Consider the following 11,701-nt stretch of genomic DNA (forward strand, 5'->3'; position numbering starts at 1 on the left):
CAGACGTCCCCATGGGTCAGGCTCTTCTCAGGGCAGATGGGGTGTGCCCACATTCGACCACACCGTCTGTGAGGCATGTGCCTCATGGGACATCGATGACAGGCTTGTGTCACGAAGCCAAGTGGTTCGGGTGGTTCCGGTCGTTCTCCCGTGTGCCACCAGCAGATCAACAGGTCGGGAGGTACCGGGAATGACAGGGTTCAATCAAGACGGGGCGCGGTTCGAGGTCATGGGGGCTGATGGGACTCTGACGGCCTCCCAGGAGGAGTCGATCCTGGAGAAGTACCGGGCGGACAGGCGGGAGTCGGGGGTTGCGGAAGCCGATAAGGCATGGTTGCAGTCCCCGCTCAGTGCCTGGTCTCAGGCCTTGGAACAAGCCGGAGAGTCAGAATGTGGCGGCCAGGGGAAACAGGCGGAAGCCCCGACTTCGGATCGGTGCATGTCCCTGGCTCAGATGGCGGTCCTGGCGGTCCTGATTGGTGAAACCCTGCCCATCCGTGACGGGTTGATTGTTTCCTTGATATACGGAAAGGGCAATCTGGACTGTCCCAGACTCCTGGACCTGTGTGTACATCCCCACGAGGCCGACAACGTCACCCTGCTCTGCGATATCCTCGACTCGGCATTCAAGGATGGCGATTCACATCCGGACCTTCCCCGGTGCAGGGCGGGACTGGCCCTGCTGGACCGCATGGCGGGGATCATGCGCCTGGGGCATAAGGCCCAATCCCATGCGGTGGCCGCCTATACCCTCTGGTGGATGGGTGGTGATGGGGCTGCTGCCAAGGCGGAGGAGGCCCTTGCCGATGATGCCCAGTGCAGTCTGGCGGCCATCGTGCTCAACCTGACAGTTCACTCGATTCTGCCGGCTTGGAAGGAATTCGGCTGAATCGGGAATAATCGTCCCCCTGAGATGGTTCACTTAATGAGTAAAGATTTGACCTTGCCATAACTGTGCCCAAAGGGCGGTTCGCAAGGTGGGTATACCGCAGGAGGATAATTTGGCCACTAAGGACACCAAGTCAGTCAAGACAGCCGAGGTGGACGCCGAGGAGGCCAAGACCCCCTCGACTTCCGGTAAGGACCGGAGCCAAAAGGGTGACAAGGCCAAGACTGGTACCCGGGCCAAGGGCAAGACGGCAACGCCGACCAAGAAGTCCGCCGCGAAGAAGACCGCCGCCGCCAAGGCCTCTTCCAACAAGAGCGGAGCCACTGCTGAGAAGGAGTCCGTAGAGGGTTCATCAACGGGGAAGTCCAAGTCGACCGGAGCCAGGAAGTCCTCTGCCAAAAAATCAGCAGCCAAGACCGGGACCACCAAGAAAACAAGCGGTAAGAGTACCTCGACCAAGGCCGGTAAGACGACGGATAATAAGCCTGTTGACGACGCAATCCTGGAGGACCAGACCGGCGAGGACGAATTCGATGTCACGGACATCGATGAGAACGGTACCCCCGAGTCCGACGAACTGGATAAGGACCAGGACCAGTTGGAAGACGAGCCCGGCAGTGACGACGAGGAAGAGCACGAGGCCCGCGAAGTAAGCGAGGAGGCCGAGGAGGATCGAAAGGCCGCCCACGAGTTGGCCGCCAAGGTCAAAGGGGCCTTCGTTGTAGACGATTCCGAGGATGACGAGAGCGTCACCCCCTCCGGCAATCCCAAACGTCGCGTGGTCACTGCAGGTGCCACTGCGGATCCGGTGAAGGACTACCTGAAGCAGATTGGCCGGGTCAGTTTGCTGAACGCTGAGCAGGAGGTGGACCTCTCCGAACGCATCGAGGCTGGTCTCTATGCCCAGCACCTGCTGGATACCGATGATGAGGGAATGGACTTCAAGCGTCGGCGTGAGCTCAAGTGGGCCGCCAACGACGGGAAGAAGGCCAAGGATCACCTCCTGGAGGCCAACCTCCGCCTGGTCGTCTCCCTGGCAAAGCGCTACACCGGCCGTGGCATGCTCTTCCTGGACCTGATTCAGGAAGGCAACCTGGGTCTGATTCGAGCCGTGGAGAAGTTCGACTACACCAAGGGCTACAAGTTCTCGACCTACGCCACCTGGTGGATTCGCCAGGCCATCACCAGGGCCATGGCTGACCAGGCCCGCACCATCCGTGTTCCTGTTCACATGGTCGAGGTCATCAACAAGCTCTCCCGCGTTCAGCGTCAGATGCTCCAGGACCTGGGACGCGAACCCACCCCTGACGAGCTGGCCAGGGAACTGGATATGCCTGTCGAGAAGGTACAGGAGGTCCAGAAGTATGGTCGCGAACCCATCTCCCTCCACACCCCGCTGGGCGAAGATGGTGATTCCGAGTTCGGGGACCTGATTGAGGATACGGACGCCATCGCTCCCTCGGATGCCGTGGCCTTCTCCCTTCTCCAGGAGCAGTTCAAGCAGGTTCTGGAGACCCTGAGCCCCAGAGAGGCCGGCGTCATAAAGATGCGGTACGGCCTGGAGGACGGGCAGCCCAAGACACTGGATGACATCGGCAGGGTTTACGGGGTTACACGTGAGCGCATCCGTCAGATCGAGTCCAAGACCATGTCCAAACTGCGTCACCCCTCACGGTCGCAGACCCTGCGCGACTTCCTGGACCAGTGAGGCCAAGCGGGGGAGCCCGGCACTGTCGGGGGTCCCTTGCTAGAAAAGGTTGACGGTAGGTGAGGGCAGGCTACTGGGGTCGGCTCGGAGGAATCCGGTCCGGTCTGCGGGAGCCGCCCACGGTTTCGAAGGTGGACAGCGAGGAAAATGGCTGGCAGCAAGGCTGAGACGGGCAGTGCATACGGTGCCAATAGTCTGACGGTTCTGGAAGGTCTGGACGCGGTGCGCAAGCGTCCAGGTATGTATATCGGAACCACCGACAGCCAGGGGCTCATGCATTGCCTCTGGGAGATCATCGACAACTCCGTCGATGAGGCTCTGGCCGGGGCCTGCACAGAGATCACGGTCACTCTCCACCAGGATGGCTCCATCGAGGTGGCGGACAACGGCCGGGGCATTCCTGTCGACATTGAGCCCAAGACAGGCCTGAGCGGTGTCGAGGTGGTCCTTACCAAGCTCCATGCGGGTGCCAAGTTCGGCAACGCCTCATACAACGCTGCAGGTGGTCTGCACGGTGTCGGTTCGTCCGTGGTCAACGCGCTGAGTTCCCGCCTGGATGTTGAGGTCGACAGGGATGGCAAGACCCATCGGATGCAGTTCCACCAGGGTCATCCCGGTGTCTACCAGGATGCCGACCCTGAGCATCCCTCACCGGATTCCCCCTTCAAGCGGACCAGAAAGAACAAGCCCACCCCCCTGGAGGTTGTGGGAAGCGTTTCCAAGCGCAAGACCGGTACCAGGGTCAGGTACTGGGCCGATCCCGAGATTTTCAATACCACGGCCCGCTTCTCTTATGAGCAGTTGATAGACAGGGCCAGGCAGACCAGCTTCCTGGTTCCCGGTCTGAAGATAACCGTCATAGATGAGCAGGTGCCGGAAACAGGCGATCCGGACCAGGACCTCATGCAGGAGATTGACAGGGGTTCCTCCGAGTCCGTGTCCTCCGAGTCGGGTCCATCCGCTGACGAGACCACGGATTCGGCAGCTGGGTTCCTATCCGATTCGGCGGCTTCGCTGAATCTGGAATCAGAACTCTCCGATGCCGCTCTACCTGGTGATGACGAAGAGGATGAGGCCGATGTAGAGGTTTCCAAGACTGCCGAGGCAGGGGAGACCGAGCAGGCCGGGGCGGAGATTGGCCCCACCGAGCAGGCTGACCAGGCCATGCTGGAGCCGATGGAATCGGCCGGTCACCGGCGCGTGGAGGAGTTCCTCCATACGGGCGGGGTCAAGGACTTCGTTGACTTCCTTTCCAAGGGGGAGCCCGTCAGTGATGTCTGGCACATCTCCGGCGAGTCCACCTACCAGGAAGAGACCCAGAAGGTAGGTCCTGACGGGGAGCTCCATGCCGAGCAGGTGGAACGAACCTGCGGGGTGGATATAGCCCTGCGCTGGGTCAATGACTACGACTCGGTCATTCGCAGTTTCGTCAATGTGGTGGCCACGCCCGGCGGCGGCATGCACGTGGATGGGTTCCTCAACGCCATGACCCGCCAGGTTCGCAAGGCCGTCGAGACCAACGCCCGTAAGCTCAAGGTGAACCTGAAGGACTCCCACAGCAAGATCGAACGTGACGATGTCCTGGCCGGGTTGGTGGCTGTGGTCACGGTTCGCATCTCCGAACCCCAGTTCCAGGGTCAGACCAAGGACGTCCTGGGAACGGCGCAGGTCAAGCCACTGGTGACCCGAATGACGGATGATCAGTTCGGTGAGATGATTACCGGCTCAAGGCGGGGATTCAAGGAGCAGTCGGGCCGGGTCCTCGAAAAGATCGTGGGCGAGATGCATGCCCGCATTCAGGCAAGAAAGACCAAGGAGGTCACCCGGCGCAAGAACGCCTTGGAATCCGCCTCGATGCCATCGAAACTCTCGGATTCCATGCCGGGCAACGACGATATCGCCGAGCTCTTCATCGTGGAGGGCGATTCCGCCCTGGGTACGGCCAAAGCGGCCAGGAACTCCATGTTCCAGGCCCTTCTGCCCATCAGGGGGAAGATTCTCAACGTCCAGAAGGCTTCGCTCTCCCAGATGCTGACCAACAAGGAGTGTGCCTCCATCATCCAGGTGGTCGGGGCCGGGTCCGGAGCCAGTTTCGATATCAACCAGTCCAGGTACAACAAGGTCATCATGATGACTGATGCGGATGTTGACGGTGCCCATATCCGCATCCTCCTGCTGACCCTTTTCTACCGGTACATGCGGCCGCTGATCGAGTACGGTCATGTATACGCCGCCGTGCCGCCCCTCCATAGAATCGCCCTGGCGGGCAAGCGCAAGGGTGAGTTCATCTACACCTATTCGGACGATGAACTGGAGGGGAAGCTGGCCGACCTGCGTAGGCAGCATATCGATTACAACCCCGATGTGCAGCGCTACAAGGGTCTGGGTGAGATGGATGCCGACCAGCTGGCCGACACCACCATGGACCCCAGGACCAGGATGCTCCGCAGAATCCGTATGGAGGACGCCGAGAGGGCTTCCGGCATATTCCCACTGCTCATGGGTGATGACGTGCCGCCACGCAAGCAGTTCATCGTGGACAATGCCGATGACTTTGATCGGAGCAAGATCGATACCTGATCGGTTCTGATTCCGGCGGTTCGGTTCGAGGGTAAACGTCTATGGGGGCGTTTACCCCCGATTCATCTCAGGTGCTCCTGTTCACAGGCGTCGGGATGCCTCCTGCACCAAGGCGGCCGATATGCGCTCGTGCCTTAGGGGACTCGCCCGTTCAGGCCCGGGCGGGAGAGTCGGTGTTACCGGAACAGGACCTTCCCACCCGGAGCCTCACACAATCGGATCTGCTTTCAGGCCACGTAGGCAATGGGTGCGGCCAGTTCCTGACCGGAGGCATCCCTGCGCATATCCACTTCGGGGAGTTCTACGGGGGTGCCAGCGGCCGTGGAGGCTCGAAGCGGCCAGGAACCCACAAATGCCGTCAGGAGGGTGTCCTGCCCCTTCAGGAAGCGTTGGGAACGCACTCCGCCGGTGCCTCGTCCCTTGATGGGGTACATCTCCAGGGGTGTCACTTTGGCGGCACCGTTCTCGGTCCCCGGCAGGGCCTCGGAATCACCGGCCACGGTCAGGACCACGGCACCGGACTGGGAGGTCAGGCCGGTATCCGTCTCCTCGTAGGTCCAGGCCAGTCCACCGACCGGTACTACGGCGAATGTGGTGACCCGACATCCCTCGTTCAGCCTGATTCCCGCCATGCCTCCGGCGTTACGTCCCTGTGGGCGGACCTTCTCGGCTGGGAAGGTGAGGAGGCTGGCATCGGAAGCGATGAAGACCAGTCGGTCCTTGTCTGCGCAAGGAGAGGCGAAGACCACCTCGTCGCCATCCTTCAGATCAATGATGGGCCAGGAGTCCATGGTTGTCGGCGCCTCACGGTTCCACCGCTTCACGATGCCGTTCCTGGTTCCGATGGCCAGGGGAGTAGTGTCCTTGAGGTCGACGACCGTTATGGCCTCCTCCCCGGGTAGGGGGTCGGTACTCTGGGTCCCGTTCAGGAGCTCGCTCCCGTGGACACCCCCTGTCAGGCTGAGACTGGCTGTGGCCGGTATCAGGGGGAGGTCTGCCACCTGGGCCGTGACCAGACGGCCGGCGGAGGTGATCAGTCCGTAGGAGGAAAGGGTCGTGGTGGGGAAGATGGAGAGTATCTGATCATCGGCCGCCCGTCCGTCCGCGTTGCTCCTGCCCTTCCAGACATCCAGGGCACCAGCCGTGCTCCGGGCCAGAAGACCGGTCGCGCTCATCATGACGGTACAGGGCTGGTCCTCAAGCTGGAGGTCGGCACCTGCTCCGGTACCACTCTTGCCGGGTTCTCCTGCCGCAGCAAGGGCCCTGGTGGCCTTGGCCAGTCTCTGGGCGCTCTCCTCATCCTCCTGGGCGGTGACCGGGGCCAACTCGCCCGAAGGCTCCTGGTCCAGGATCACGGTCCGCCGGGGGCTGCCCCACTCCTCAACGGCCTTGTCCATCTCATCAATCACCACCCTGTCCAGGGCGGCGCTTGATGAGAGGATGCCTTCCAGTTCATCCAGCTGGCGGCGCAGGTCGTCCCTCTCGCTTTCCAGCTCAATCCGGCTCATCCTGGTCAGGCGGCGCAGACGAAGGTCGAGGATGTACTGGGCCTGGATCTGATCCAGGTCGAATACCGCCATGAGCCGGTTTTTGGCTTCATCGGCGTTTTCTGAGGTGCGGATGACCTGGATGACCTCGTCGATGTCGACCAGAGCCAGGAGCATGCCCTCGACCAGGTGGAGGCGTTCCTTGGCCTTGGTCTTGCGGAATTCGCTGCGCCGTCTGATTACCGTACGTCGATGTTCGATCCAGACCTCAAGAAGCTCCTTGAGCCCCATGGTGTGGGGCCGCCCGTTCACCAGGGCCACGTTGTTGATGGTGAACGAATCCTCAAGCGGTGTGTATTTGAAGAGCTTGCCCAGGACCTTGCCCGGGTCGAACCCTGTCTTGATCTCGATGACGATACGGGTGCCGTTGTGGCGGTCGGTCAGATCGATGGCGCTGGAAATCCCCTCCAGCTTGTGGTTCTTGACCCCTTCGCCGATCCGTTCCAGGACACGTTCAGGGCCGACCATGAAGGGGAGTTCCGTGACGACGATGGCCTTCTTCCGGGCGGTGACGTTTTCAACGTGGGTCACCGATCGGGTCACGAAGGCGCCGCGGCCCTTGGCATAGGCCTGGCGAATCCCGTCGCGTCCTACTATGACACCCCCGCCGGGAAGGTCGGGACCGGGGACATAACGCATCAGATCATCAAGGCCGGCGTCTGGGTGACCCATCAGGTACTTGGCGGCCGCCACGACCTCGCCCAGGTTGTGGGTGACCATATTGGTGGCCATGCCCACGGCTATGCCGGAGGCCCCGTTGACCAGGAGGTTGGGTATGGCCGAGGGGAGGACAACCGGTTCCTTCAGCTTGTTGTCGTAGTTGGGGCTGAAGTCGACGGTGTCCTGGTCAATGTCGGCGTTCATGCCCAGTGCGGCCGGGGCCAGGCGTGCTTCGGTGTATCGGGAGGCGGCCGGACCATCATCCAGCGATCCGAAGTTGCCATGACCATCAACCAGGGGCAGACGCATGGCGAAGGGCTGGGCCAGACGGACCATGGCCTCGTAGATGGAGGAGTCGCCATGGGGGTGGAGCTTGCCCATGACCTCGCCCACGGCACGGGCGGACTTCATGTAGGGCCGGTCAGGGGTCAGGTTCATCTGCCCCATTTGATAGATGATCCTGCGCTGCACCGGCTTGAGGCCGTCGCGGGCGTCGGGGAGGGCCCTGGCGTAGATGACGGAGTAGGCATACTCCAGGAAGGACTTGCTCATCTCCTCGTTCAGAGGGGTCTCGACTATGTTTTCCTTGACCTCCCGGGGGTCGTACCCGGCAGCCTTGCTCCTGCGTTGCCTTGCCATGCTGTCTGCTCTCCTGCTTCCTGACGTTCCGCCCCATGATAACCGGATGGTCCGCCAAAACAGGTTCCGACGGATCGAGCGGCGCTCTGAATATCGGCAAAGCGTGGTTGAATGAGGCTCATGGGCCTGGACGTACCGGAGATGAAGGAACTGCTGCACCCCACCATGCCGTTGCAATATGGGGACCAGGACGATACAGGGAAAGTCGGCGGGGCCCGGCATCTCTCTTCTGTTCTGCCTGCGGTGAGCTCGGCCATAGGGCATCCCATTGCGACTCCCGTCCATCCTTCGCCGGAGGGTGTCCAGGCGGCGCTCAATCTGCCGGATGCTGACTCTGCCGTGGTGGTGCTGGTGGATGGACTGGGCTTTTGGAACCTGGCCACCCGGGCTGGGCATGTGCCTTATCTGCGCTCGCTTTTGAATGAACCCCTGAACCAGCGCCCCTTGACCACCTGCCTGCCCTCGACCACGGTTGCCGCCATGGGCGTCTTCGGCACGGGTACCTGCCCGGGGCTGACCGGAATGACGGGTTACACCCAGCTCAATCCTGAGAACGGTCTGATCAGTCAGATGATTCAGTTCCGGGATGCCCTCGACCCACTCGACCTGCAACGGCAGCCGACGGTGTTCGAGCAGCTGGTGGCCCAGGATGTCAGGGTGACCTCCTGCGGTCTTCCCCGATTCCGTGATTCCGCCTTGACCAGGGCGGCATTACGGGGGAGTGTTTACCAATCGGCAAACCACTCCCATCAGCGTGTTCTGGATACGGCCAAGGCCGCTCGCGAACCAGGTCTGACCTACCTCTACATTCGTGACGTTGACAAGGTTGGGCATCATCACGGCTGGGACACGCCGGAGTGGATCGCGGCCTTGGAGAGCGCTGATGCCCTTCTGGCCCTCCTGCATCGAAGTCTGCCCAAAGGCACCCTGATCGTGATCGTGGCAGACCACGGCATGGTCGCGGCCGACCCTGCCCAGCGAATCGACATCGCCTGTGAACCGGTGCTGAACGAGGGGGTGGAGCTGGTCGGCGGGGAGCCCAGAGCCGTCATGCTGTATGCCCGGAAAGACGTGGCCCCGGAAGCCATAGCAGAGCGATGGAGGACCAGACTTGGCGACCTGGCCACGGTCATGACCAGAGAGGAGGCCATTGGTGCCGGACTCTTCGGGGAGGTCGATAATCGGGTCAGGCCGATGATCGGTGACCTCCTGGTTCTGGCCCATGACCGCGTGACCCTGGTGGATTCAAGGATCCAAATCGATGCAGCAACGCGCTTGCCGGGTGTGCATGGATCTTCGACGGTTCTGGAGACCCGGATTCCCTGCCTGATCGATCTGGTCTGACACTCCGGGTCTCCAGCCCGCCCGGATCATTGCCCTGGGGGCTGGAGTTCTTCCCAGCCGGAATCAGTCGCCGAAGAGAATCTCATCCCAGCTGGGTACGGCCGAACGTCCCGAGTGCTTGCGCTGACTCACCCTTGCCTGCTGGTTCGGCTGTGCTTCCGGCTCCCTGGATACCTGGTGCATCTGGTTTTGCCGGGGAAGGACCTGGGTCTCTTCCGTCTGCTGTGGTGTGTCGGCTTCGGCGAATTGAGGTGCGACTGGTTCCTGGGTCGGCATAATCCTTGTGGCCGCATCATCATCCATCGGCTCCTGGAGAGGGACGGACGCTGCGGGTTGGCCTAACGAGTGTTTGGTTTCGTCGTCCAGCCCCTGGGGGGTGTTCTCAAGCCGTGGGGTCTCTCGTGGTTTGGCCTTCTCCTTGGAGGGTTTCCCGTAAAGCCAGGCGGTGAGGGCGGAGTGTCGGTCATCGTTGCCGGACGCGGACTTACTTTCGTGCGTCTCGGTCGGCAGAGGCCCATTGTCGATCGCTTCAGCGGCAGTCATTGGAGTGCTGGTAACGGGGTTATCGACCGGAATCGGGTTCTCGATCGGAGCGGTGTTTTGAATCGGGAGGGCTTGTTCCGTTCCGAAGGAATCCTGCAGAGGCCCCGTCATCTCAGGCTGAGGCTGAATCGGCTCGGTCTCCGGAACCTGTTCGGGGTCTGCCTGCTGTGTTTGCGTCGGTGAGGACATGTTGCCGAGGAGGTCGGTAAGGCTGGACTGGTCAAGCAGGGTCCGTGCGGCATCGTTGAGGCAGGTGACCGTGTTGTCGCGCATGTTCCAGGACCACTGGGCGTTGATGATCAGCTTGTCGAGCTGGATGACCCCGCTTATCATCCAGGGTTCGTACCCCCGGCGTGTGGCCTCCCAGGTCAGGTCCTTCATGCTTGCGTCTGCCTGCCTGAGCACCTTGGCGATCAGGTCCTGATTGGTGTGTCCGGCGGAACCCTTGGGGGCCTGCATGGTCAGGAACTGTTCTATGGCGTATTTCTTCTCTGTTTCGACAGGGGCCGCGAAACGCCGAACGATGGCTTCGTTCACAGCGAATTGCTGGGCTACGTTCGCGGGGCGGGCACCGGCCCTGACCGCAGCCTGAATAGAGGAGACCGGCAGGGGCGTGGATGCCTGAGGACGGGGTGCGCCTTCCTCCTCTTCCTTGACCTGCTTGGCCTCGAGAATGGCATGATCAAGCGCATCATCGACCGGCACGGCAAAGTGCCGATGGTCGCAGACAAAGACCAGCTCGCCCTTCTCACTTACGTGGTCAAAGCGGGCCATCCTGATCCCATTCTCAGACATTCATGCCCCTATCTCTTCGATTGTCATGGTTTATTCCATTGTGCCCTATGGCTTGTATTTTACGTGCTTTTGAAATCGTGTATCCTATGCGCAGTACATGTCGTATACGCTTCATCGGTGAACAGGGCCGGATGAATAATGAAAGGGTAATGATGGCACAGGATTACGATTCCCCCCGTGACAAGGACGAAGATGAGGAATCCCTGCAGGAACTCGGCAAGACCAGCCAGGACGCGGGGGCGGACCTGGATGATGACGAGAACGCCATTGCTGAGGACTACGAACTTCCTGGAGCGGACCTGAGCAACGAGGATTCATCGGTTACGGTCATTCCCATGCAGGGTGATGAGTTCATCTGCTCGAGCTGCTTCCTGGTCAAGCACCGTAGCCAGTTGGCCTACACCACTCCTGACGGGCAGCCTGTCTGCAAGGAGTGCGCCGCCTGATGGCCTGGGATGAGGCGTACAACGAACCTGAAACCATTGAGGTCCTCATCAAGACCGTAGGTGGTCCTGACGGTGAGGGGACGGAGGAGTCCGTCCCCCTGGTCTACGCCTTGGAGGGTGATGCCGGGGCCGATCTGCGAACCCGCGAGGCTGTGGAGCTGGCACCATTCAGTCGCGCTCTGGTGCCGACCGGCATATCCCTGGCCCTCCCGGCCGGATACGTCGGCCTGGTCCATCCGCGTTCGGGCCTTGCCGTCAAGCAGGGTGTCACCGTTCTCAATGCACCGGGGACCATCGATGCCGGATACCGTGGTGAAATCAAGGTTCCGCTGATCAACCTGGACCCCGAGCATACGGTCCGCTTCCAACCGGGTGACAGGATTGCCCAGCTGGTCATCCAGCGCTATGTGCAGGCCCGGTTCGTGCCGGCGACTCGTCTGCCGGGTTCGGCCCGCTCCACGCAGGGATTCGGCTCCACAGGAGTCTGACCCGGGGACTGTAGACACGGTTGGGGCCGGCACGCCTGAAGCGTGTAGGATTGGTGCATTAT

8 protein-coding genes are annotated in these 11,701 nt (G+C 61.4%); 6 read left to right on the top strand and 2 right to left on the bottom strand.

Going from position 1 to position 11,701, the window contains the following annotated elements:
* Nucleotides 1–190 precede the first annotated feature (190 nt).
* The 3 genes from bcor_RS02625 to bcor_RS02635 all read left to right on the top strand — a co-directional run bounded on the left by bcor_RS02625 (nt 191) and on the right by bcor_RS02635 (nt 5,177).
* Nucleotides 191–889, top strand: coding sequence for a hypothetical protein (locus bcor_RS02625; protein WP_051875622.1), 699 nt, complete (start codon nt 191–193; stop codon nt 887–889).
* 112 nt (nt 890–1,001) lie between these two features.
* On the top strand, nt 1,002–2,597 hold the full coding sequence (locus tag bcor_RS02630) for an RNA polymerase sigma factor (RefSeq protein ID WP_033497149.1): 1,596 nt from the start codon (nt 1,002–1,004) through the stop codon (nt 2,595–2,597).
* A 147-nt stretch (nt 2,598–2,744) separates the two neighbouring features.
* Entirely contained in the window at nt 2,745–5,177 is a 2,433-nt protein-coding gene (locus bcor_RS02635) for a DNA gyrase/topoisomerase IV subunit B (RefSeq protein WP_033497147.1), read from the top strand.
* Nucleotides 5,178–5,404: 227 nt separating this feature from the next.
* Here the strand turns inward: bcor_RS02635 and bcor_RS02640 are convergent, their stop codons facing one another.
* Nucleotides 5,405–8,023, bottom strand: a complete 2,619-nt coding sequence (locus bcor_RS02640) for a DNA gyrase/topoisomerase IV subunit A (protein ID WP_033497145.1) — start codon at nt 8,021–8,023, stop codon at nt 5,405–5,407.
* 120 nt (nt 8,024–8,143) lie between these two features.
* Here bcor_RS02640 and bcor_RS02645 point away from each other — a divergent pair, with 120 nt between their 5' ends.
* Nucleotides 8,144–9,367, top strand: a complete 1,224-nt coding sequence (locus bcor_RS02645; RefSeq protein ID WP_033497143.1) for an alkaline phosphatase family protein — start codon at nt 8,144–8,146, stop codon at nt 9,365–9,367.
* A gap of 63 nt (nt 9,368–9,430) precedes the next feature.
* Here the strand turns inward: bcor_RS02645 and sepH are convergent, their stop codons facing one another.
* Entirely contained in the window at nt 9,431–10,705 is a 1,275-nt protein-coding gene (gene sepH / locus bcor_RS07220; RefSeq protein ID WP_051875623.1) for a septation protein SepH, read from the bottom strand.
* Between the two features lie 152 nt (nt 10,706–10,857).
* Between sepH and bcor_RS02655 the strand changes: the two genes are divergently transcribed.
* Nucleotides 10,858–11,151, top strand: a complete 294-nt coding sequence (locus bcor_RS02655; RefSeq protein WP_033490817.1) for a DUF4193 domain-containing protein — start codon at nt 10,858–10,860, stop codon at nt 11,149–11,151.
* Nucleotides 11,151–11,639, top strand: coding sequence for a dUTP diphosphatase (gene dut, locus bcor_RS02660; RefSeq protein WP_033497141.1), 489 nt, complete (start codon nt 11,151–11,153; stop codon nt 11,637–11,639). Before bcor_RS02655 ends, dut begins: the two co-directional genes overlap by 1 nt.
* Nucleotides 11,640–11,701 lie beyond the last annotated feature (62 nt).

Source organism: Bifidobacterium coryneforme (genome assembly GCF_000737865.1).
Lineage (GTDB): Bacteria > Actinomycetota > Actinomycetes > Actinomycetales > Bifidobacteriaceae > Bombiscardovia > Bombiscardovia coryneformis.

Excerpts from the sequence above, each read along its gene's own strand:
- bcor_RS02625 (WP_051875622.1), top strand. The coding sequence starts at position 191 with ATGACAGGGTTCAATCAAGACGGGGCGCGGTTCGAGGTCATGGGGGCT.
- bcor_RS02635 (WP_033497147.1), top strand. The coding sequence starts at position 2,745 with ATGGCTGGCAGCAAGGCTGAGACGGGCAGTGCATACGGTGCCAATAGT.
- bcor_RS02640 (WP_033497145.1), bottom strand. The coding sequence starts at position 8,023 with ATGGCAAGGCAACGCAGGAGCAAGGCTGCCGGGTACGACCCCCGGGAG.
- bcor_RS02645 (WP_033497143.1), top strand. The coding sequence starts at position 8,144 with ATGGGCCTGGACGTACCGGAGATGAAGGAACTGCTGCACCCCACCATG.
- sepH (WP_051875623.1), bottom strand. The coding sequence starts at position 10,705 with ATGTCTGAGAATGGGATCAGGATGGCCCGCTTTGACCACGTAAGTGAG.
- bcor_RS02655 (WP_033490817.1), top strand. The coding sequence starts at position 10,858 with ATGGCACAGGATTACGATTCCCCCCGTGACAAGGACGAAGATGAGGAA.
- dut (WP_033497141.1), top strand. The coding sequence starts at position 11,151 with ATGGCCTGGGATGAGGCGTACAACGAACCTGAAACCATTGAGGTCCTC.